The sequence below is a fragment of the Saccharothrix coeruleofusca genome (assembly GCF_017876325.1).
Classification (GTDB): Bacteria; Actinomycetota; Actinomycetes; order Mycobacteriales; family Pseudonocardiaceae; genus Actinosynnema; species Actinosynnema coeruleofuscum.
Map to the genome: position 1 here is coordinate 2939552 of NZ_JAGINV010000001.1, position 22715 is coordinate 2962266.

Annotated in this window: 10 protein-coding genes; 3 read left to right on the forward strand and 7 right to left on the reverse strand. The window is 72.8% G+C overall.

All coding sequences use genetic code 11. The features are described 5' to 3' along the window. Nucleotides 1-194: 194 nt before the first annotated feature. Both JOF41_RS13525 and JOF41_RS13530 read right to left on the reverse strand, forming a co-directional pair. On the reverse strand, nucleotides 195-437 hold the full coding sequence (locus tag JOF41_RS13525; RefSeq protein ID WP_189223433.1) for an acyl carrier protein: 243 nt from the start codon (nucleotides 435-437) through the stop codon (nucleotides 195-197). A 235-nt stretch (nucleotides 438-672) separates the two neighbouring features. Further along, a complete protein-coding gene (locus tag JOF41_RS13530) occupies nucleotides 673-1371 on the reverse strand; it encodes an ArsR/SmtB family transcription factor (RefSeq protein WP_209619173.1) in 699 nt (232 codons plus the stop codon). A 102-nt stretch (nucleotides 1372-1473) separates the two neighbouring features. Between JOF41_RS13530 and JOF41_RS13535 the strand changes: the two genes are divergently transcribed. Continuing rightward, nucleotides 1474-2664 carry an MFS transporter gene (locus JOF41_RS13535; protein WP_209619189.1) on the forward strand — a complete coding sequence of 397 codons (1191 nt, stop codon included), beginning with the start codon at nucleotides 1474-1476 and terminating at the stop codon, nucleotides 2662-2664. Here the strand turns inward: JOF41_RS13535 and JOF41_RS13540 are convergent, their stop codons facing one another. Continuing rightward, entirely contained in the window at nucleotides 2665-2967 is a 303-nt protein-coding gene (locus JOF41_RS13540) for a hypothetical protein (RefSeq protein WP_209619192.1), read from the reverse strand. It abuts the gene before it with no gap. Between the two features lie 151 nt (nucleotides 2968-3118). Here JOF41_RS13540 and JOF41_RS13545 point away from each other — a divergent pair, with 151 nt between their 5' ends. Continuing rightward, nucleotides 3119-4345, forward strand: coding sequence for a helix-turn-helix domain-containing protein (locus JOF41_RS13545; RefSeq protein WP_209619195.1), 1227 nt, complete (start codon nucleotides 3119-3121; stop codon nucleotides 4343-4345). Between the two features lie 117 nt (nucleotides 4346-4462). On the opposite strand, the gene JOF41_RS13550 is transcribed toward JOF41_RS13545, so the two are convergent. Continuing rightward, on the reverse strand, nucleotides 4463-5719 hold the full coding sequence (locus JOF41_RS13550) for a helix-turn-helix domain-containing protein (RefSeq protein WP_244989585.1): 1257 nt from the start codon (nucleotides 5717-5719) through the stop codon (nucleotides 4463-4465). A gap of 203 nt (nucleotides 5720-5922) precedes the next feature. Here JOF41_RS13550 and JOF41_RS13555 point away from each other — a divergent pair, with 203 nt between their 5' ends. Next, a complete protein-coding gene (locus tag JOF41_RS13555; protein ID WP_244991022.1) occupies nucleotides 5923-9177 on the forward strand; it encodes a sialidase family protein in 3255 nt (1084 codons plus the stop codon). A gap of 60 nt (nucleotides 9178-9237) precedes the next feature. Here JOF41_RS13555 and JOF41_RS13560 read toward each other — a convergent pair whose 3' ends face one another. Genes JOF41_RS13560 through JOF41_RS13570 form a run of 3 tightly spaced genes read right to left on the reverse strand, consistent with a single transcriptional unit; the run spans nucleotide 9238 to nucleotide 22577 of the window. Continuing rightward, the gene (locus JOF41_RS13560; protein ID WP_189223426.1) at nucleotides 9238-10980 is read right to left on the reverse strand and encodes an AfsR/SARP family transcriptional regulator; all 1743 of its coding nucleotides are present in this window, start codon (nucleotides 10978-10980) and stop codon (nucleotides 9238-9240) included. Beyond that, a complete protein-coding gene (locus JOF41_RS13565) occupies nucleotides 10977-13208 on the reverse strand; it encodes a DUF8189 domain-containing protein (RefSeq protein WP_209619206.1) in 2232 nt (743 codons plus the stop codon). The genes JOF41_RS13560 and JOF41_RS13565 overlap by 4 nt, the downstream gene beginning before the upstream one ends. 57 nt (nucleotides 13209-13265) lie before the next feature. Further along, nucleotides 13266-22577, reverse strand: coding sequence for a LamG-like jellyroll fold domain-containing protein (locus JOF41_RS13570; RefSeq protein ID WP_244989586.1), 9312 nt, complete (start codon nucleotides 22575-22577; stop codon nucleotides 13266-13268). Nucleotides 22578-22715 lie beyond the last annotated feature (138 nt).

Here is a 22715-nt window from a genome sequence, read left to right on the forward strand (position 1 = left end):
CGCGTGAAAGCCGACACCACCACCGCGCCCGGCTTCTTCAGGCGGCGGTGCACCGCGACCAAATTACACACATGTCAGTCGTCCGAGGGACAGCGGAGACCGCAGGTACAGGAGCGAGGGGCCCGAACGGGGGTGTGCGGGCACGACGGCAGCCCGGCACCGGGGCCGGTGCCGGGCTGCCGTCGAGGTCGCCGTCAGGTGAGGGCGGGGCCGGACTCCTCGCTCCCGGACAGCTCGCGGAGGAACTCGTGGCACTGCTTCGCCCGCGCGGAGTCCTCCTCCATGACGCGGCGGAAGAAGTCGGCGATGTCCTGCCTGCCCGCGTTCTCGGCGTCACGCACGTACTGGCCGTAGTCGTGCCCGGCCTTGAGCGAGTGGTACTGCACCGAGATCAGGTCGAAGCTGACGTCGTCGAAGCCGGTCTCACCGGTGGCCATGTCTCCTCCTCGTCGTCGATGAGGTCATCGGTCACCGTGCGTAGTACCCGCGGATTTCCGTCTCAAGCGCACTGACCCCGCCCACTTCCGGTGAACACCCCACCCGCGTCAGCAAGTACTACCCGTGCCGCTTCGTCGAGCGCGTAACTACTACCCGTCTCATGAACGTCCGGGGCGGGTAGTAGTTATCTGCCCCCTCCCAGGGGTCGGGTAGTACTTGCCGACGCGGAGCGGGTCAGCCGAAGGCGGGCAGCAGGCGGGTCAGCTCGCCCGCGTCGAGCACGTCCAGCACGCGGCCCTCCGGTCGCCTGCGCACCAGGCCGCGCTCCAGCAGGGCGTCCAGCACCGCGCTGCCCAGCGCCCCGCCCAAGTGCGGCAGGCGGTGCGTGCGGTCCAGGCACGCCGTGGCCCGCTTGCGCCTGCCCGCCGCCACCGCGTCCGGGTCGACGCCCAGCTCCGCGAACGCCGTCGGGTCCGGCCCCAGCGCCACCTCGTCACCACGGCCGTCGGGCGGCCGGAGCGCGCCGCGCTCGACCAGGGTGCTGAACACGACGACGCCCAACCTGCCCGCGGCGTGGTCGTAGCAGGTGTGGGCGATGTCGGCGGGCGAGGGCTCGCGGTTGACGGCCGCGTCGGCACCGGCGTAGCGGGACAGCGCCGCCAGCACGCCCGACAGGCCCGCGTCGGCCACCCGGTACAGCGCGTGCCTGCCGGAGCGCTCGACGGCGACCAGGCCGCTCGCGCGCAGCCGCCCCAGGTGGTTGCCCAGCCGGGAGGCGGACACCCCGATCGCGTCGGCCAGCTGGGTGAGCGTGTGCGGCCCCTCCGCGGCCAGCAGCTGCAAGGCGGTCAGCCGCACCGGGTCGGCCAGCTCGCCCGCCAGCGCGGTGGCCTTCGCGAGCACCCGGTTCTCCGGGTCGATCCATCCCGCCACGTCGTCAGGCTAGCACCTTTCAAGCCTGCCTGAACTGTTATTGCGGCAGATCCCGTGCGCCCCTACAGTGACCATTCACCTCCTCCTGAAGGGTGGTTTCCGATGGTCGTCGTGCTGGAACGGGCGGCGGGGTGGCAGCGCCGCCTCATGTGGGGACGCGGGGTGTCCGCGCTGGGCGACGGCCTGTGGTTCACCACCTGGGCGCTGTACTTCACCCGTGTGGCCGGGTTCCCGCCGGTCGTGGTGGGCGTGGGGATGACGGTGGCGGGCGCCTGCGGGCTGCTGGCGGCCGTCCCGCTGGGCGCGCTGGCCGACCGCCTGGACCCGCGCCGCGTCCTGGTGGCGATCACCGGCGTGCGCGCGGTCGCGATGGCCTGCTACCTGCTGGTGGACAGCACTTGGGCCTTCCTGGTCGTCACGGTGGCGTTCGTGGCGCTGGCCAACGGCGGCAACGCCGCCCGCACCGCCCTGGTGTCAGCTCTGGTGTCCGATGACGACGAACGGGTCGCCGTGCTGGCCCGGCAGCGGGTCGCCCAGCACGTCGGCTACGCCGCGGGCGCCGGGCTGGGCGCGCTGGTGCTCTCCGTCGACCAGCCCGGTGTCTACCACCTGTCCATCGCGGGCAACGCGGTCAGCTTCCTGGTGCTGGCCGCGGTGACGGTCAGCCTGCCGTCACCCGGTGTCGCAGTCCGCCGCCCCAGCGCGCGGACGGCCCTGCGCGACCTGCCCTACCTGGCGGTCACCGCCGTGACCGCGGTGCTGTCGCTGTGCTGGGCGATGCTGTCGACCGGACTGCCGCTGTGGATCGCCGCGACCGGGCTGCCGCTGTCGCTCAGCGGAGCCGTGGTGGTGCTCAGCTCGGTCGGCATCGCGGCGCTCCAGGTCGCGGCCACCCGGCTCGCCACCTCGACCACCCGCGCCGCGCGCACGGCCGTCGGCGCGGGGGTTGCTCTGGCGGCGAGCTGCCTGCTGCTGGCGGTGACCGGTTCCACCGGCGCGGGTGTCGGCGTGGGGATCGTCCTGATCGCGGCCCTGCTGCACCTGGCGGGCGAACTGGGCTACGTCGCCGCCGGGTGGCGGCTGTCGATCTCCCTCATGCGACCGCACGCCCACGGCGCCTACCAGGGTGCGACCGAGGCGGCCACGGCCACCGCGCAGATGCTCGCGCCGAGCTTCTTCACGATGGGGCTGGCCGGCTTCGGCGCGGGCGGGTGGGTGCTGGCCGCGGCCGTGTTCCTGGCCGCAGGCGCGGCGGTGCCCGCGTTGACCCGGTGGGCGGTGCGCACCCGCTGATCAGGACTCCGGCCCGTCGAGCCAGATCAGGTGGAGCTCCACATCCCCGTCCGCCGCCCGAGCGAAGGTGGTCAGCGCGCTCTCCGGGCTCGCGGCGCGGGTGTGGAAGCCGCCTTCGACGGAGAAGACCTCGGCCCGGTCGTAGAACGCCATGCCGTAAGCGGCGATCCAACCGTCACGGCGCTCGCCGTACTCGTGGGCGATGGCGAACAACCTGGGCGCGTCATCGGCGGCCAAGCCCTTCAGGAACCCGGCGAAACCGGCCCCGTCCCACAACTGCTCCTGCTCGGCCTGCGCGGTCATCATGTCCATGCTCCGGGTTTCGGCGCACCCGGCTCGCGACCGCAGTGCTGCCGCGGGTGTCGAAAGTGGTGACGCGGCCGTGTCACCCCCGCAGCACCCCGGCCTGCTGCCACACTCGGCGAAGGGCGGTTCGACACCAGGAGGTGGACCGATGGGCGACGGGATTCCGAGCTGGGCCCGGCGCATCCGAGCGCTCCGCGAAGCCAGGGGGTGGTCGCAGGCAGAAGCCGCCGAGCGGATGCGCGAGCACAGCCGCGCCGCGCTCCCCGACCCCGATCACCTGCTGCGGCGGTGGAAGGCGTGGGAACGCGGCGAGAACAAGCCGAGCCCCCACTACGCACCGCTCATCGCCGCCGCGCTGCACACCGTCACGACCGCCCTGTTCCCGCCCGAACACCGCGCGCGAGCGGAAATCCTCGGCGTGACCGGCACGGACACGATGGAGATCGTGTCGCGGTTGCGGGCCTCGTCGGTGGACGAGGCTACGGTGCAGGCACTGCGGATCACGGTCGACCGGCTCTGCTCCGAGTACGCGCACCGCCATCCGGACGAGCTGCTCGTCGAAGGGCGCGAGTGGCTGCGACGCATCGTCGACCTGCAGGAACAGCGCCTCGGCTTCCGGCAGCGGCGGGACACGCTGGAGCTGGCCGGGTGGCTGGCGCTGCTGGTCGGCTGCCTGGAGTACGACACGGGCGACCGCCGGTCCGCCGAAGCGACCCGGCAGGCAGCCCTCTCCCTCGGGCAGGAGGTCGGCAGCGCAGGCGTGCTCGGGTGGGCGCACGAGATGAGGGCGTGGTTCGCCCTCACCTCCGGCGATCACCGGGGAGCCGTCGCGGCGGCGCGAGCGGGGCGAGCCGTGTCGGGCGGGCACTCGGTCGGCGTCCAACTGCTGGCGCAGGAGGCCAAGGCGTGGGCGCGCATGGGCCGTCCGGCCGAGATGGAGGACGCCTTGGAGCGTGGCAGAGTGCTGCTGGACTCGCTGCCCTACCCGGACAACGTCGACAACCACTTCGTGGTCGACCCGTCGAAGTTCGACTTCTACGCGATGGACTGCTACCGCCACGTCGGGGACGACCGGCTGGCCAGTGCGCTGGCGAACGAGGTGATCCGAGGGGGCACCGACTTCAACGGCTTCGAACGCTCGCCCATGCGGATCGCGGAAGCCCGGATCACTCTCGGTGTCGCCGCGGCACGCGAAGGCGACCTGGAGGGCGCCGTGGCCTTCGGGCGGCAGGCGCTCACCGGGCAGCGGAAGTCGTTGCCATCGTTGGCGATGGTTTCCCAGGACCTAGCCGCTGTCCTGAGCAGCCGGTTCTCCGGCGAGACCGAGGCCGAGGCATACCTGGCCCAACTGCGCGAGATCCACCACGCCCGCTGAGCGCGAGTCGCGCGTTCGGACACCGCGAACCGAGCGTTCGCGCACTGCGAGCCGAGCGTTCGCGCTTCCTGATCGTCTGTGCGGTGTCGGCGTCGACTCAGCGGTCGGCTTTGACGATCAACTGTTCACAGAGTGTGAACCCACACCGAGCCGACTCTTCAGCGACTTCAGCTCCCACGTGCGCACGCGGGCGCGCTGATCGAGCTCGATCAGCAGTTCGCGGGCCACCGGGTTGTGTCGGATGCGTTGCGGCGCGATCCGGTCGGCGGTGTCCAGGTGCCGCAGCGCCGCCGCGTCCCGCGAGCCGCCCGCCTGGCAGTGGGCTCGGGCGAGGTCGAAGTGCAGCGCGGCACGCCGGTCGGCGGCGGTGAGGGCATCGGCGTAACCGGGGGTGGCCTCGACCCGCTCGGCCTCGACCGGACCGCGTCCGGATTCCACGGCCACGGACAGCGCCCACGCCCGCACGTTCGCCGGGCCGAAGCTGAACCACAGCGCGTTCCGCTCCCCCGTCCGTCGCGCCAGTTCGACCGCCTCCGCGAGGTGCGCCACCGCGTCCGCCGCGCGTCCGGACTTGGCGGCCAGCTGCGCCGACGACAGGTGCAACATGCCGGCCGCTTCCGCCGCCGCGGTGTCCGACGCGGTCGGGTCGGCCACGTCCACGAGGTGCTCCAGGGCGGTGCGGGCGATCCGCTCGGCCCGGTGCCGAGCGCCCAGCCTGCTCAACACCCCGGTAGCCGCCATGGCTGTGAACCCCTGCAGTGCCGGGGACTCCACCCTGCGGGCAGCCTCCTGCGCACGGGCGGCGGCGGTGACCGCCAGGTCCGCGTTGCCGAGGCTGCGGGCGGCACCACAGGCCACTAGGCAGGTCTCCACCAGGGCGATGAGCGCGGCTCGGCGGTCCTCGCCGGTCACGACGTGGACGTGCAGGTCGGTCAGCAGTGAACCCAAGCCTCGTCCGGCTGCCGCGTAGCGGCTGTGCGCGGTGTGCTCGTTCGCCTGAGCCGCCAGCCCCGCCAACTCGTGCAGCGGCCGGGCGGGCAAGTCCGGAACATCGTCCAAAGTGGCGTCGTACAGGGCTACGGAGATTTCCGGCAGCGCGGTCAGCGCCTCAGCGGCCACGCGGTCACCGGGCAAGTACGGCTGGCCGGTCAGGTCTGCGACGGAGCAGCCCAGCGCGCGGGCGATGTCCTCCAGCAGACCCCGCCGCTCGAACCGGCGCTGACCGCGTTCGAGCATGGACAGGTACGACTTCGTGATCCCGGCCAGCCCGGCGGCGGTGTCGAGCCCGAGGCCGCGGCGCCTCCGGATGGTCCGCACGCGTTCACCGATCTCGGGCGGGGTCGGCTCGGATCGTGAGCCTTCTGCGACGTTCATCGGCACCTCCCGGCTGCTGCCGAGGGTAGCCGGCCCGGCCCGAACACGATCGAGTCCGTCCACGCCGCAAGCCGCGCGTTCGAGTGGTCGGGTAGTGGTTACCGGCCCCGAGGAGCACGTCGGGTAGTACTTGCAGACGTTGAGGGGCGGTGGAAGCGGAAGTTCAGCGGCGGTAAAGCGCGGCTCCCTACGTTGGCGCCGTGATGCGATTCGCCCACCTCGTCCTGCTGGCCCTGGTCGTGGGCCTGCTACCGCCACCGGTCGCCGCGGCCAGCGGTGTCTCACCGTCCACCTCGCTGGTCGGCACCCAGCAGGTGCTGTTCCGCACGGGCACCAACGGCTACGGGTGCTTCCGCATCCCCGTGCTGGTGCGCACCGCCGCGGGCAGCCTGCTGGCGTTCTCGGAAGCGCGCAAGTCGCCGTCCTGCGCCGACCGCGGCGACATCGACCTGGTGGTGCGGCGGTCCACCAACGACGGCCGCACGTGGGGGCCCATCCGGGTGGTCCTCTCCGGCACCCCCGACGACCCGAACGCGCCGTTCACCAGGGGCAACGCCGTGCCCGTGGTGGACCGGCGCACCGGCCGGGTCGTGCTGGTGACCACCTCCAACGAGGCCGTGCCCGGCGGACAGCGGCTGCCGTGGGTGCAGCACAGCGACGACGACGGCCTGACCTGGAGCACTGCCCGTCCGCTGGGCGCGAGCTTCGACGGGACCAACGACGGCTGGTTCGCCACCGGGCCCGCGCACGGCATCCAGCTCCAGCACGGCGAGCACGCCGGGCGGCTGGTCGTCGGGGCGCACCAGAAGCCCAGGAACGGCACCGTGCTGGCGGGCGTGCTCTACAGCGACGACGGTGGCGACACCTGGCGTGCCAGCACGGTGCCCAACTCCTACGTGGAGGGCCAGCTCAGCCCCGGTGAGATCGCCGTGGCGGAGCTGCCCGACGGCGCGGTCTACGCCCTCGCGCGCAACGAGGTCACCGACGGCAACCACCGGGCCAAGGCGGTCAGCCTCGACGGCGGCACCACGATGCCCTCCTTCACCACCGTGCCCTCGCTGGTGACGCCGACCGTGCAGGGCTCGGTTCTGGCGCTCCAGCGGACCTACCGGTCCACCCCCGGCGACGTGCTGGTGTTCTCCGGCCCCTCCGACCCGAACGACCGCGAGCACCTCAAGATCCGCTACTCCACCGACCGCGGCAACACCTGGCTCAGCCCGGCGAGCGGTCTGGTCACCAACGACCGCTCGGGCTACTCCGACCTGGCGGAGCTGGCGGGCGGCGAGATCGGGGTGCTCTACGAGGGCGGCGTGGCGTTCTCCGCCGACGAGATCCGCTTCACCCGCTTCACGCCGGGCCAGCTGGGTCTGCCGGGGACCACCCGCGGCACGCCGTCGGCGCAGCCGTCCACCCCGGCGGGCCCGACCACGCCGGACAGCTCGCCCGAGGCCAACGACGCCTACCTGGTCGGGAACGCGGCGCTGGACGACGGACTGCTGCTCGACGGCGCGGGCGATCACGCAGACATCCCGCACTCGCACACCCTGGACCCCGGCGCGGACGACTTCACCTTCACCACCCGGTTCCGCTACAGCGCCACGGCGAGCAGCCCCAACCAGGCGCTGCTGTGGGCCTACGGCGTCGGTTCCGGTCAGCCGCAGGTGTGGCTGCGCGCGCAGCCCGCGAACGACCAGCTGACCGCGTGGGTGCAGGGCAGCGGTGGCGGCGCGTCGGTCTCGCTCCCGGACACCGCGGCGCGGGTCGCGTTCGGCGACGGGGCCTGGCACCACCTGTCCTTGACGCGCGCCGGGAGCAGGGTCGAGCTGACCGTGGACGGCGTGACCGCGAGTGCCACCGGCGTGGTGGGCCCGGTGAACAGCGGCGTCGGCGGCATCCGCCTCGGCGCCAAGCAGGACGCGGGCGCCAGCGACAGCTTCGCGGGCAGGCTCAAGGACTTCCGGCTGTTCCGCAGGGCGCTGAGCGTCGAGGAGCTGACCTCGGTGCGCGGCGGCTACGGGCCGACGGGCGTGCTGCGGCTGGCGTTCCAGTCGGTCGACACGGCGACCGTGCCGAGCCGGACGGCCACGCCGATCACCGACGACGTGTCCGGCCACTGCGCCACGGCGACCCTGCTGGGCGGGCTCCAGTCGCCGGTGGAGGGCAAGTCCTCGTCCGCGATCCAGGTGAACGCGGCGCACCCCGGTGTGGAGACGCCCTTCTCCCCCGCGCTCGACCTCGGCTCGGGGGACTTCACCTTCGCCACCTGGTTCCGCTACAGCGCCACGGCGAGCAGCCCGAACCAGGCGCTGGTGTGGGCCTACGGGACGACCTCGGGCAAGCGGTCGCTGTGGGTGCGGGCCCAGCCGGGGCAGGACCGCCTCTACGCGTGGGTGCAGACCGACACCGCCCAGGTCTCCGTCGCCCTGCCGGACACCTCGGCGTCGCGCACCGCGTTCGGCGACGGCGGGTGGCACCTGATGGCGCTGTCCCGCGAGGGCGGCACCGTGCGGCTCAGCGTCGACGGCGGCACGCCCGCCTCGGTCACCGGCCTGACCGGTTCGGTGACCGCGGAGCAGGACACCATCAGCGGGTTGCGCGCGGGGTCCAAGATGGGCGGCACCGACGTGCTGCAGGGGGCGTTGGACGACTTCCGGCTCTACCACCGCGCGTTGACCGCCACCGAGCTGGCGCAGGCCGCGGCGGGCCGGTTCCCCGGCGACCTGCCCGCGGTGTGGTGGACGTTCGACGGCCAGCGGACCCAGTCGCACGACATGGTGGACCCGGTCACCGGGCCCAGCACCCCGGACGCCTCGGCGCACTGCGTGCGCGCGGCGGCGCTGGGCGACCCGGCCGTGGTCACCGGGAAGGTGGGCGGCGCGCTGTCGTTCGACGGCGTGGACGACGCCGTGCGGCTGCCGTACGCGCCGAGCACCGCGCTGGGGTCCGGCGACTTCACCACGTCCGCGTGGGTGCAGTACCGCGCCACGAGCACGACCGCCGACCAGGTGCTGTTCTGGGCCTACGGCTCCGGGTCCACCGAGCGCAACCTCTGGCTGCGCGCCCAGCCGGGCAGGGACCGGCTGCACGCCTACGTGCAGACCGACGCGGGTGTCGCCGAGGTGTCCGCACCGGACCAGTCGACGGCGGTCGCGTTCGGTGACGGGACCTGGCACCACGTGACCCTGCGCCGCTCCGGCGACTCGGTGGCGCTGCTGGTGGACGGCGCCCAGTTGGGCAGCGCGGCCGTGTCGGGCTCGCTGACCTACGGCGACACCTTCGCGGTGGACGGCTTCCGGCTCGGCGCGAAACCCGACGGCACCAACCGGTTCAAGGGCCTGCTCGACGACTTCACGATCCACCGCAGGGCCCTGACCGACGTCGAGCTGACCGCGCTGCGCCGGGGAACCGACTTCGGTCCCGTCACCGCGGTCCGACTGCCGCTGGACAACGCGGGCTGACACGTCCTCGCGAGTCGAACGCTCGGGTTGCCCGAGTTCAACGCCTGGGCAACCCGAGCCCTACCCGAACGCGGAACTCGCGCCACCCCGGCGTTCGACTCGCGCCACCCCGGCGTTCGACTCGCGGGTCCGGGCGAGGAAGCGGCGGACCAGCGGGTGCCAGCGGTACCGGCCGGGCCGGGGCTGCGCCAGCAGGCAGGCCCCGGCCAACGCCCGCAGGGCGGTCCCGGCGTCGAACACCGGGCACCCGGCCACCGCCGCGGCGGTGCGCGCGCTGAACTCCGACACCGGCAGCGGAGCCCACCGCAACGCCACGTCGCGCAACTCGGCGGGCAACGCGGCGAACCACCCGGCGAACGCCCCTGCCACCGACTCCCCGCCCACGACCAACCGGTCCAGCACCCGATCCGGGGGAGTCTCGGCCAACCACCGGGCGGCACCACCGGGGTCGGCGGCGGCGATCCGCAGCGCCAGCGGCAGGTGGCCGCACAACTCCGCCAACTCCTCCGCCGCCGCCCCCCGCTCCCCCAACACCTCCAGCGAATCCCCGACCGCCAGCACGTCCAGCGGCAACGCCCGAGCACCATCGCGGACCACCAGGTCGCCGAGCCGGTTCCTGCTGGTCACCACGACCACCGCCGACCCACCCGGCAACAACCGCCGCACCTGCGCGGCGTCCTCGGCGTGGTCGAGCAGCAGCAGGAACCGCCGATCCGCCACCGCCGTCCGGTAGCGCCGGTCCGGCTCCCCCGTTCCCCGCCCGTGCGGCTCCACGGTGCGCAGCAGCCGCGCCACCGGGTCACCGGGATCGCGCAGGTCCAGATACAGCTGACCGTCGGGAAAGCGGTCGCGCACCCGATGCGCCCAGTGCACCGCCAGCGCCGACTTGCCCACACCGGGCATCCCGCTGACCACGCACACCCGCACCCCGCCCGCGCGCTCCCACTCCTCCAACCAGCCGGTCAGCTCGGCCAGCTCCCGCTCCCGCCCCGCGAAACCGGGCACGTCGTGCGGCAGCTCAGCGGGTCGCGGCCCCGCCTCCCGCCCCTGGAGGATGCTCCGGTGCAGCCCGACCAGGGCGTCACCGGGGTCCAACCCCTGCTCGACGGCCAACCCGCGGCGGAACGCGTCATAAGCCGCCAACGCCTCGGGCACGCGGCCCGCACGGGACAGCGCCACCATCAGCTGCCACGTCAGCCGCTCCCGCAGCGGGTGCTCGCGCACCAGCGCGGTCAGCTCGCCGATCACCCCGGCGTGCCCGCCCAACGCCAACTGCGCCTCGGCGAAGTGCTCGAACGCGACGACCCGCCGCTCCTGCAGCGCCGGTCCCTCGCGCGCCACCAGCGACTCCGGCACACCGCCCAGCGCGGGGCCGCGCCACAGCGCCAGCGCCTCGCGCAACGCCTCCGACGCCGCAGCGGCCCGACCGCGCGCCAACTCCTCGACACCGCGCCCGACCAGCCCGGTGAACACCTCCAGGTCCAGCTCGCCGGGTGCCACCACCAGCCGGTAGCCGCGCGACTCGCGGACCACGGCCGCCTTGCCCAGCAGTCCGCGCAGACCCGACACGTAGACCTGGAGCTGGCCGCGCGCGTTGGCGGGCGGGTGGTCGCCCCACAGCAGCGCGCACAGCCGCTCGTCGGCGACCTCCCGGTTGGCGTGCAGCAACAACACCGCCAGCAGGCCCCGGCGCTTCGGTCCGCCCACGCGCAGGGGCCCGGTCGCGCCGTCCGCGGCGACCGGGCCCAGCACGCGGAAGCGGACCGGGGACCGCGCGGCCCCCGGCCGTTCCGGTTCGGTCACGACGTCGGGATCTCCCGCCCGTAGAACCTCATCGCGCCGTTGGCGTTGAGGTAGGAGAACAGCAGCTCCGAGGTGTTGGAGTTGCGGTACGCCAAGGCGAACGGGTCGGTCGCCACCGGGTCCGGGTTCGGGCCGGACATGTCGTACACCGAACCCCACTCGTTGCTGGCCGTGGCCGTCTCCCAGACGCCGTGCGCCTCCCCGTCGGTTCCGCGCACCACGACCGCGACGCGGCCGAGCGCCGGGTCCAGGATCGCGGCGGGCGCACCCGCGGAGGTCAGCGCACCGACCGACGTCCAGTCCGCGGGCCACGCGCCGCTGCCGTCCTGGAGCTTGCTCACGATCGCGCCGCCCGCGTCGCGGACGAACACCTGCGCCGAGTAGCCGGGGCGCACCACGACGGACGGAGCGCTGTTGAGGCCGACGCCGCCCAGGTCGGCCCACGCCGAGACGGAACCGTCGTCGTAGTACTGGATCACCTTGATCGACCCCGCGGTGGTCAGGCCGAACACCTGCACGCCGCTGCGCACCGCGACCACCTCCAGCGAGCCGGTGAGGTCCTGGTCGCCCAGGTTGCGCCAGTACGGCACCGAACCGGTCTGCGCGTGGGCCCACAGCTTGCCGTCGGCGTCCACCGCGAAGTGCACCGCGGTCCCGGCGACCAGCGCGGTCTTCGGCGGCGACGCCATCGAGCCGCCCAGGTCCGCCCACGCGCCCCAGCTCACCGCGTCCAGCGCGGTCTGGGTGATCGACCGCAGGTCGCCGTCGGTGTGCTGCGCGGTGATCCGCACGCGGCCGTCGGACAGCCGCACCAGGGTGGGCTGACCGGTGAACGCCTCGTTGCCCGAGAGCACCTGCCACCGCACGGCGCCCACGACGTCGGGGTTCTCCTGCAGGCCCGCCACCACGCGACCCGAGTTGTCCACGTAGGCGTGCCAGATCTTGCCCGTCAACGCCCCCTCGACGGGCGGCAGCTGCAACGCCGCCATCCGGGTGTTCTTCGCGATCTCCAGCGTCGGCAGCGGGTCGGCGAACCAGCCCAGCAGGTCCACGACCACGTGCGCGGTGCCGGAACTGCCGTTGCGGAGGCGGATCTTGCCGTCGGTGCCGGGCTTGAGCACGATCATGTTGTCGCGCCAGGAGTCCGCCTTGAAGTCCATCACGCTGACCGACGGCTCGGCCTGGCCGACCGGCCACGCCTTGAGGTAGCCCGCCTCCGCGGGCGTGACGACCACGTTCACCGCCGCGCCCGCGATGCCGCGGGTCGGCAGGCCGTTGGTGCCGCCCACCTGGACGTCGATCGTGCCGTTGGCGGCCACCGGCAGGCCCGCGCCCGCCGTGCGGGTGTTGAGCAGCCGCTTGGCCACCGGTCGGTAGCCCGCGCCCTGGCTGGCGTTGGCGGTGAAGTAGCCCTGCACGGTGACGCTGAGGTTGACCGCGGCGGAGCCGTTGTTGCGGAAGACCACCTTGCCGTCGGCGGACAGCGGGATGATCGCCTGCGACTGGGTGGACCCGGCCGCGTAGTTGAACACCGGCCGGGTGCTGGACGCGCCCGCGTTCAGCCAGCCCCCCGCGCTCGCGCCCGGCACCAGCAGGTTGACCACGACCGCCGCGGCGCCGACCGGGACCAGGCCGCCCGCCAGCGTCACGGTCCGGTTCGCGTCCGAGGCGATCGTGCCGGTCGTGGTGCCCAGACCTTCACGGGTGTCGACGACCCTGGTGTGCGCCACCGGGACGAACCCGCCGCCGGTGGTGCCCTGGCTGCTCTTGAAGTAGCCGTGCGCCTCGACGCCGATGTCCACCTTGCCGGAGGCGTTGTAGACGGCCAGCTTGCCGTTGGCGCCGACCTGCACCACGGCGAAGTTGGAGATGGTCTCGCCCTTGACCGCCGAGATGTGGGTCAGCGTCGGCCGGGTCGCGCCGTCGGGCCACAGCTCGGCGAAGGTCGACTCGGTGGGGTTCATCAGCGTGATCCGCACCACCACCGACCCCACACCGGAGGTGGGCACCCCGCCCACGCCCAGCACCGGGAACGCGGTCGTGCTGGCCGCGCCCCGCTCCCCGGTCACCCCGCCCACGCCGGACCGGGTGTCCAGCACAGCCGGGGCCGCGGGCAGCGGCACGTAGTCGCCGCCGCCGCCCGCGGCGTCCGCCAGCGCGGCGGGCGCCTGCGGCAGGGTGGTCACCAGCAGCAGGGCCGCCAGCGCCATCGTTGTTCTTCTGAACACTTCACTCTCCTCGACCGAGCTGGCTCGCGCAGCTCGCGTTCAGGGGACGGGCGGCGGTCACGGTGTGGCCCCGACGGGGACGGGCGCGCCGCCGTCCTCGATCAGGCCGAGGTTGTGCCTGCCGCCGGTCTTGGGGCTGTAGATCGTGTTGGGCACCACGGCGTGCATGTTGATCCCCGGTGCGCCGCCCTCGTACATGCCCTCGGCGGTCATCTCGTAGGACACCGGCACCGTGCGCCGCCCCTTGTAGATCGGGGTGACCTCGTAGCGGACGATCTGCTTGCTCCTCAAGGCCGCCTCGACCTTCTTCTCGAAGTTGTACATGTGGTGGTTGATGGGCTGGTCCCTGGTGGCGACCTTGGTGGCGTTGGCGGTCCGGCCGCACGTGGACAGGTTGCGCAGGTCGCTGCCGCTGCCGCCGAACTGCTTGCCCAGCAGGTGGCACCGGTTGATCCAGCGCGTCAGCTCCTCGCGCTCGACGCCCAGGCTCCGGGCGTACCCGAAGGCCCACCCCATGCCGGGCGGGTTGACCGAGGCCGGGGTGCCCTTGCCGTTGTCGAGGTCATCGATGGTCAGGCACGCCTCCACGCCGGTCGCCCGGCCGCCCCTGGCCGTGTCCACCGGCTTGTAGTTCGGCTCGGGCAGCTGCTCGCGGCAGTCGCCGCCGCGCGCGTTGGTCACCCGCATCGAGTACGGGTCGCCGAGCGAGCTGACCGTGGCCACCACGACGCGGGCCGCGCTGGACACGTCGTGCACGAGCCTGCCGACCCGCCGCACGGCGTTCTGGTAGATGTCGTCGGTCGCGGCCTTGGCGTCCTTGACCACGTCGCGGCTGGTGCCCAGCTTCGCGGCGGGCTTGGACGGCGAGGACGACACCAGCTTGGGCAGCGTGACCACCGGCGCGGTCGCCCCGGCGGGCAGCGCGATCGGCGTGTTCTTGGCCGCGTGCTCGTTCTCCGCCCGCGCCTGGTCGGAGATCCGCTTGGCGCGCAGGTAGGCCGCCAGCCGGGCCGCCGCCGCGATCTCCTCCGCGGTCGGCCCGCCACCGCCACCGCCGCCCGGACCCGCGCCGGTTCCGGGGGAGGCGTCGGTGCCGGGGTCGCCGACGGGCGGGTAGAACCTGGTGCCGCTGCCGCCGCACTGGTTGGTCCACGGGTGGGTGTCGCAGAACCGCTCCAGCACCGACGGTTGGTGCTGCCAGCCGGCGCTGTAGTACACGTCGCAGGTCACGCCGTACCGGCCGGTGCAGGAGGAGTCACCGAGCGGGGTCGGCTTGATGACGTTCCAGATCATCCCCAGGCCGATGCCGACCCAGCCGAACTTGCCGCCCTTGGGTCCGCTGGGCGCCTTCGGCTTGGTGGGGGTGTACGGGCTGGCCGGGTAGGGGCGCGGGCCCTGGAAGTGGCCGGTGGGGTCGTTGTAGCCCACGGGGTCACCGGCGCCGTAGGCGTAGCGGTTGGCGTAGGAGGCCGAGCCGCCGGAGGTGTCCAGCGTGTCGCGGGAGGAGAACCCGCCGGTGCTCGGGTCGTACCAGCGCACGCCCGCGTCCACCCGCCCGGTGGCCGGGTCGGTCCAGTCGCCCTGGAAGCCCAGCGCGCCGGTGTCGCCGTTCCTGGCGGTCACCTTGCCGAACGGGTCGTAGCCGGTGGAGTCGGGCAGCGCGGTCAGCGCGCTGTCGACCGGGTCGAAGCCCGCCACCACGTCGCCGTGGGCGTCGGACAGCGTCAGCCGCTCGGTGGTGCCGCGCGCGGTGGCCACCAGCTCGTCGCCCGGTCCCCTGGCGAAGCTCTGCACGCCGTCGGAGACGACCTCGTCGGCCAGGCCCGCGTAGGTGAACCGGGTGGCGCCCCTGGTGGCGACGCGGTCCAGGTCGTCGTAGCCGTAGGTCTGGCCGTTGGCGGACACCATCCGCTCGAACGCGTCGAAGGAGTACTGCTCGGTCTGCTCCGCGGTCGTCTTCGACCGCAGGCCGCCCCTGGCCGAGTAGGCGTAGGTGCTGGTGCCGTCGGACAGCAGCCGGTTGCGCTCGTCGTAGGTCGCGGTCCTGCCCGCGGCCTTGGCGCGGTTGCCCGCGTCGTCCCACTCGTAGGTGGTGGTGGCGCCGCCCGCGGTGACGCCGGTCAGCCTGGCGGCGTGGTCGTAGGTGTAGGTCGTGGTGCCCGCGCCCGCCAGGCCCGCCGTGGTCTCGCTGGCGACCGTGTCGTCGGGGTTGTAGCCGTAGCCGATCGAGGCCACGGTCCGCTTGCCCGCGTTGGTCAGGGTGTCCGAGGCCAGCCTGCCGACGTCGTCGTAGCCCAGCGAGCGCACCCGGCCCGCGCCGTAGTCGATCGCCTTGACCGCGCCCGCCTGGTCGTAGGTGAACTTCTGCGCGGTGCCGGTGAGGCCGTCGGTGATGCTGCTGAGCCTGCTCCTGGTGTAGCCGTAGCTCGCGGTGCCCGCGGCGTCCTCGCGGGTGGCGGTGTTGCCGTCGGGGTCGTAGGTGAACTCCGCGACACCGCCGGGGCCGGTGGTGCTCAGCAGGTTGCCCCGGTCGTCGTAGGCGTAGGTGTTGGTGCCGCCCACCGCGCCTGCCGAGGTGAGCCTGCCCGCCAGGTCGTAGCCGATCTCGCGGGCGGCGGTCTCGGCTTCCGCGCCCGCACCGGTCTCGTCGGTGGGCCGGTTCGCCGCGTCGTAGATCCGTTGCCGGGTCACGCCGCCGGGGGCGGTCAGCGAGACCGGGTTGGCGTTGCCGTCGTAGCCCACCGTCCAGGTCCGGTCGGCGGTGTTCGGGTGCGCGGCGGTCGCGGGCTCGGTGGTGGACTCGGCCAGGCCGAGGTTGTTGTAGGTGGTGATGGTGGCGTTGCCGCGGCCGTCGGTGTAGCGGGTGCGGTGGCCCGCCGCGTCGTAGCCGGAGGTGGTGGTGATCGACTTGCCGTCCGCGACCGGCTCGACCTGCTTGACCAGCCGGTTGGCCGCGTCGTAGGTGTAGGTGCTGGTCTGCTTGAGCGGGTCGGTGGCGGTGGTCAGGTTGCCGACCGGGTCGTAGCCGTAGCCGGAGCTGCGCAGCACGGTCCCGTCGGCCTTCAGGGTCGCCTCGGCGACCTTGCGCCCGAACAGGTCGTAGGTGCTCTGCGCGGTGCGGCCGAAGCCGTCGGTGGTCCGCACCCGCCTGCCCATGAAGTCGTAGCCGTGCTCGACCCGCACGTCGTTCGGGTCGGCGGACTTGATGAGCTGGCCGAGCGTGTCGAAGGTGTTGGTGGTCGTGGCCCCGCTGGGCAGGGCGGAGGTGAGCACGTTGCCCGCGTCGTCGTAGCCGACCCTGGTGGTGAACGCGCCGGGGACGGGGCGGCGCTCCACGGCCGTGGCGGTCACCTGGCGGTCGAGGTCGTCGTAGGTCGCCTCGGTCCGCGCGCCAGTGGGGTCCACTGTGGACAGCAGTTGGCCGGATCGGGTGTAGGTGAACCAGGTGGTGGCGCGCTCGTCGTCGGTGGAGGCGGGCTGGTCCAACTTGGTCAGCCGGTCGAGCTGGTCGTAGGCGCTGCGGGTGGTGTTGCCGCGGGCGTCGGTGACCTCCACGGCGTTGCCGTTGCCGTCGTACTTCGTGGTGGTGGTCGGCGTGATCGGCTTGCTCGCGCCCGGCGCCTGGTAGGCGGGGGACGACTTGCTCACCGGCCTGCCGAGCCGGTCGTAGGCGGCGCGGGAGACGTTGCCCAGCTCGTCCTTGCCCTCGGTCGGCTCGCCGAAGGTGTTGTAGCCGGTGACCACGGTCGGGGTGACCGTCGTCGCGGGCTGCCCGCCGGTCTCGGCGAGCACCGGCGCGCCGGTCGTGGTGACCGGGCGGCCCAGCTCGTCGTGGGAGACGCGGGTGGTGAACGCCGCCGGGTCCGCGCCGGCGGCGGTGCCGCGGGCGTCGGTGGCGGAGGTGGCCAGGCCGCGCTGGTCGTAGCCGGTCTTGGTGACGCGGGTGGTGGTGCCGTCGCTGACGCGCTCCTCGACGAGGTTGTCCGCGTCGTCGTAGACGTAGGTGACCTTCTGCTCGTTGACGGGCACGACACCGGAGACGTTGGACCACTTGCCCGTCGACGTCACCGAGGTGACGTTGCCGTTGCCGTCGTAGGTGAAGGCGTTGGCGCGGTTGAGGCCGTTCGGGTCCAGCACCGCGGTCAGCACCCGGCCCAGCTTGTCGACGGTGTTCCGCGCCACCGTCTTGCCGTTGTCGACCACCTCCTGGACGAGGTGGCCCGCGCCGTCGTAGGTGTTGTCCTCCAGCACGTAGTCGCGCGTGCTGCCGTCGGGGTTGCGGAAGTTCTTCAGCACCGACCGCTTGAGCAGGCCGTCGTCGTAGTGCTCGTGCTCGACCCGGCGGCCCATCGCGTCGGTGGTGCTGGCCAGCCTGCCCGCGAAGTCGTACGCGTAGGAGTTCAGCACCAGGTAGTCGCCGGTGCCGGGGGCAGGCGCGCCCGGCGGGTCGCTGCGCCAGTCCCGCAGCCGGACCTCCGCCAGCGCGTTGCGGGCGGTGTAGGCCATGTCGAAGCGGTTGCCGTTGGGGTCGGTGACGGAGGTGACGTTGCCGAAGGCGTCGTGGTCGTAGCCGGTCTCGCCGCCCTCGGCGTCGGTCACCGTGAGCGGGCGGCCGTGCTCGTCGTAGTCGGTCGTGGTCACCCGCGGTTGGTCCCCGCCGAGCAGGTCGGCCCGCTCCACGCGGGTGGGGTTGCCGTCGGCGTCGTAGTCGGTGGTGGTGCGCAACTGGTGCTTGACGCCGCTGATCGGGTTGGTGGTCACCGGCCCGGTGGTGGTGCGCGGGCGGGACATGCCGTCGTAGGTGAACGTGGTGACCACTCCGGACGGGAAGGAGTCGGAGATCTCCTTCTCGGTGGTGCGGCGGCCCAGGGCGTCGTAGGTGTACTCGCGCACCAGGCCGTTGGGGTGGGTGATCCGGGCCAGGTCGCCGTTGGCGTAGTAGGCGAAGCGGGTCACCTTGCCGCGGCCGTTGGTGGAGCCCGCCAGCAGGCCGGCGGGCACGCTGCCGCCGCCGACCGCCACCTCGGAGCCGTTGGTGTAGGTGTTCGAGGTCGTGCTGTTGTCCGGGTTGGTCTGCGAGGCCAGCTGGCCGGTGAAGTGGTAGCTGTAGCTCGTCCGGTAGGTGTTGTCGGTCGGGCCTGCCGACCGGCCGTCGCGGGATTCGACGGGCAGGTCGTTGCGCGGGTCGTACTGGTTGGTGATGGTGGCCGGGTAGGTCTTGTACGAGGTGTGGCACACCGTCGCCGTGCGGCAGGTCTTGGTGGAGGTGACGTTGCCGCGGGCGTCGTAGGTCAACCAGGTGGAGTCGCCGTTCTCGTCGGTGACCGTGGTGAGGTTGCCGTTGTCGTCGTAGGAGAACGCCCGGATGCTGGTGCCCTCGGTGCCGTAGCGCACGAACACCGGGCCGCCGGAGTCGTCCGGGATCGTGGTGCAGAACGCGGGGTCGTTGGGGTCGGGCTGGGTGCAGGTCTCCACCGGCTCCGGCTCGCTCGGGGCAGGCTCGCCGGGCTCGTCCTCGGAACGGGCCTCCACGCCCAGCGGCAGGCCGTAGCGCAGCAGCCAGCCGCCGATCGCGTCGTACTCGTACAGGCTGGGCCTGCCCGCCGGGTCGAGCACCTCGACGCTGCGGCGCAGGTCGGTGTCACCGCCGTAGACGGCGGGCGCGCCGATCCGCCACGTGCCGCCGTCGGCGTCGGTGTACTCCTTGAGCCGGTCGCGGCTGACGTCGTAGGTGGCGGTGGCGGCGACCCGGCCGCTGGGCAGGGTCACCTTGGCCAGCTGGTCGGCCTTGGCGGTGGCCGCCTTGTAGTGCGCCGCGACCGAGGCCGCGCCCAGTGGGCCCGCGTAGAGCGAGACCTCGTCGATGGTGCCGTTGTAGGACCGCTGGGCGGTGGCGCCCCAGGCGGGCCAGGACGCGGGCGTGCCCGCGTAGGCCGCGCCGATCTGGTTGAACGTCAGCAGGGCGTGGTCGACGGTCTTGCCGGTCAGCTCACCGACCTTCGCGCCGTCCAGGTACAGCGTCTGCGTGCTGCCCATCGAGGACAGCACCACGTGGTGCCAGCGCCCGTCGTTGACCGTCGCGGCCGAGGTGATCGGGGAGATCGAGCCGGTGGCGAACTGGCCGCGCAGCTTGCCGTCCGTGCCGACGTACAGCACGGGCACGCCGGTGGTGGACGCGCTGCCCAGCGCCTTGTCCTGGTAGCCCAGCAGCGGACCGCCGGAGCCGCTGGGGTTGTTCTTGAACCACAGCTCGACCGCCGCGTCGCGGCTCTTCTTCAGCGTGCCCTTGGGCAGCTCCACTGCGGAGGTGGAGCCGTTGAACGCCGTGGACTGGTCGGTGGTGCCCGCCAACGGGGTCTCGGTGCTCGGGGTGGTGCTCTTGTAGGTGCCGACGTCCTTGCCGAGGTTGACGGCGACCTCGCTGGAGGCCGCGGTGCCCTCGGTGTCGCCCAGCCGCCAGTACGACTCGGGCCGCGCGTCGAGCACGGCGCTGCGGTAGTGCGAGCCCGCGCTGTAGTCGTAGCCGGTGCACGCCGAACCGGGCGCGCACACCTTCTTGAGCACGTCGCCGTCGTAGGTGTAGTTCCACGTCAGCGCGGTGCCGTCGACCGGGTCGGTGCGCACGCTGGTGACGTGGTTGCCGGTCCAGGTGAACAGCAGCGCGCGACCCGCGGTGCTGGTCTGGCTCACCGACGCCTGGACCTTGCTGAGCTTGCCCTCGGCGTAGGTCAGCACCAACGAGCGGTTGGCCACGTCGGTGATCCTGTTGAGCTTGCCGGTCGTCGCGAACTGGTAGGTGGTGCCGGACTTGTCCAGCAGCTTCCACGAGGTGCTGTCGGAGGTCAGCGACGCGGTGCGGCCCGGTGGGGCCGCGTAGGTGCCGTCGGCGTTGCGGCCGAACCGGACGGCCTGGCCGTCGGGGTAGGTCACCACGACGTTGCCCGAGCCGTCGTCGTCGGGCACCACCTTCATGTCGTAGCTGGTGCTCCAGCCCGCGCCGAACAGACCGTCGCGGCGCGGGTCGAGGCTGTTGTAGGTGCGGGTCAGGGTCAGCTGCGGACCCACCGTGGCCGCCGTCGCGTCGACAGCGGAGGTGGTGTGGTTGCCGCTCCGCGGGTCGAAGTCCTGGTTCTGGTCGGAGTAGGGCGCGCCCGCGATGCGGGAGGTGATCTCCGGCTGCGGCACCTGGGCCAGCAGCACCGAGTACGGCGAGGGCACCTCTGTGGTGGCGTCCTTGACGAAAGCGCGCCACTGGTAGGTCCTGCTCCACCGCAGGGTGCCCGCGGGCACGGTCCACGCGGTCTTGGCCTGGTAGCCGGAGTTGACGCAGTTGACCGGTTTGCCCGCCGCGTCGCTCTCGCAGACCTCGAACTTGAACTGCAGCGACGAGGACGGCGGGGCGTCGATGTCCAGCGCCCGCGCCCACAGCTGCGGGGTCAGCGTCGGCGCGCGGAACCCGTTGGGCGGGAACAGCTCCTGCACCACCGGTGGGATGTCGAAGACCTGGAGCACGATCCGCCCCGGCGGGACCTGGTGGTCGGTGAAGACCGGCCCGCCGGAGCGGACCATGGTGAAGTCGAGGAAGTACTTGCCCGGCGGCAGCGCCTTGATGGTCGCTTCCAGGGTGACCTTGCCGCCGCGCGCCACCGTCGAGGTGAGGTTGGCCGCGCGCTGCTGGACCACCGAAGCGCCGGTGTCGGCCTTGTAGGCGCGATAGGCCAGGTAGTAGTCGCCGGGCGCCCAGGCGGCGGCGCTGCGGTTGGTGACGGTGATCTTGACCTTGCCGTCCTGGTTCTGCAGCACCGGCGGCTTGGGCACCGGGTCGGCCAGCTTGTAGGTCGCGTTGTACGGGCTGTGCGTGACGAACAGCTTGGGCGGGTTGGCGGTGCCGGGGCCGGTGAACTTCTTGGCCCCCGTGCCGCGCAGGGACAGGCCGTGGTTCGCCTGCTCGCCGTCGACCCAGCGCTGCACCAGGTCGCGGCCCCCGGAGCCGAGGTTGAACAGCTCGCCCGCGCGCGGGCACGCCGAGGAGGACTGGCCGAACGCGATGTAGCCGTGTGCGAAGGACTTGCTCGCCAGCGCCCCGCCCACGGACGGGCCGGGGTAGGAGTAGTCGCCGTCGGAGACCCAGGAGCTGGTGACCGGGTGCACGGTGACCTGCCGCGGGTTGCACGACTCGGCCTCGTAGTTCACCGCCCACAGCTGCGCGCCGAAGATGGTGTGGTGCTGGAGCCTGCTCACCAGGCCGCCGAACCTCAGGTACGCGGCGGCGTTGGGGCCGATGGAGAAGTCGTTGCCACCGGGAGAGGAAGCACCACCCGAGACGTACATGCTGCTGTCCGCGGCGTCGCCCGCGACCGGCAGCTTCACCGTCGGGTCCACCGAGACGGGGAACGCCCGGCCGGGCTCGCGCAGCCAGCCGCCGTCGACGCTCACCTGGAGCGCGGGCGCGCCGCCGGAGGTGACCAGGCGGTAGGAGACGCCGGTGGAGCGCGCGGACTTGGCGTCCACCATGTCGCCCGGCGGGATGACCGCCCGCCGGGCGCCGGAGGCGTCGGCGAACACGACCTCGCCGTCCACGACGCTGGGCGTCAAACCCTTGAGCGTCAAGGGGAACAGGTACTCGGTCGGCGCGTCGGGCCCGGCCAGGACGAGGGTCTCCTTGGCACCGCTGGGCACCGACTCCACCCTGAGGTCCACGCCGGGCAGGACACCGGGGTAGGTGACGGTGGTGCCGTCGGCCGTGGCGGTCGCCCGGTTCGCGCCAGCCAGCGAGTAGGACACCGAGTGGTCCTGGTCCACGGTCAGGGTGACCAGGTCACCGCCGGACTGGCCCGCCAGGCGCACGTCCACTTCGTCCGCTGCGTTGCGCCAGCCCTTGCCGGGGTCCGCCACCAGCGAGGGGTCGACCGGCTTCCAGGAGCCGTCGGCGGCGCGGTAGTTCACCTTGGCGGTGGAGAACTCCGTGGTCTGGGTGCCGTCGGCGTTGGTGTAGACGCGCTCGTGGGCGGTGCGCGCCTCCGGGATCTCCTTGCTCGTGGCGGCGTCGTACCCGGTCGTCCGGGCGACCGGCGCCTCGACCTCCTCGACGGTGTTGTCGACCTTCTGGTCCCACACCTGCTTGGGGTAGCGGCCGCGGATCGACTCGGGCAACGTCCGGTTGTCCGGCTTGCCCTCGACGTGCCCCGCGGCCGCCGCCGCGGCCGCGGAGCCCCACAACTGGTCGGGCCCGCGCAGCGCGGACAGCACCGAGCCGTCGACCGGACCGGCGCCGCCGAGGACGGCGTCACCGGCCGTTCCCCCGGCGAGCACCGCGACGGTGAGCCCGATGGCGAGGAACTTCACCCCGCCCGCAGGCAGGAACAACAACCCGGCCAGTCCGGGACGAGACCGACGACCGCGCACGAACACCCCCAGCCGAAAGACGGCGACTTGTTGCGCCGCGCGAACTATCGGTGGTGCCGCTTGCAGAATCCTTGCAGTCCGATCGTGTCCACACAGGACCGG

Bases quoted from the DNA above. Each gene is read 5' to 3' on its own strand.
- JOF41_RS13525 (WP_189223433.1), bottom strand. From the start codon at position 437: ATGGCCACCGGTGAGACCGGCTTCGACGACGTCAGCTTCGACCTGATC.
- JOF41_RS13535 (WP_209619189.1), top strand. From the start codon at position 1,474: ATGGTCGTCGTGCTGGAACGGGCGGCGGGGTGGCAGCGCCGCCTCATG.
- JOF41_RS13540 (WP_209619192.1), bottom strand. From the start codon at position 2,967: ATGACCGCGCAGGCCGAGCAGGAGCAGTTGTGGGACGGGGCCGGTTTC.
- JOF41_RS13545 (WP_209619195.1), top strand. From the start codon at position 3,119: ATGGGCGACGGGATTCCGAGCTGGGCCCGGCGCATCCGAGCGCTCCGC.
- JOF41_RS13550 (WP_244989585.1), bottom strand. From the start codon at position 5,719: ATGAACGTCGCAGAAGGCTCACGATCCGAGCCGACCCCGCCCGAGATC.
- JOF41_RS13555 (WP_244991022.1), top strand. From the start codon at position 5,923: ATGCGATTCGCCCACCTCGTCCTGCTGGCCCTGGTCGTGGGCCTGCTA.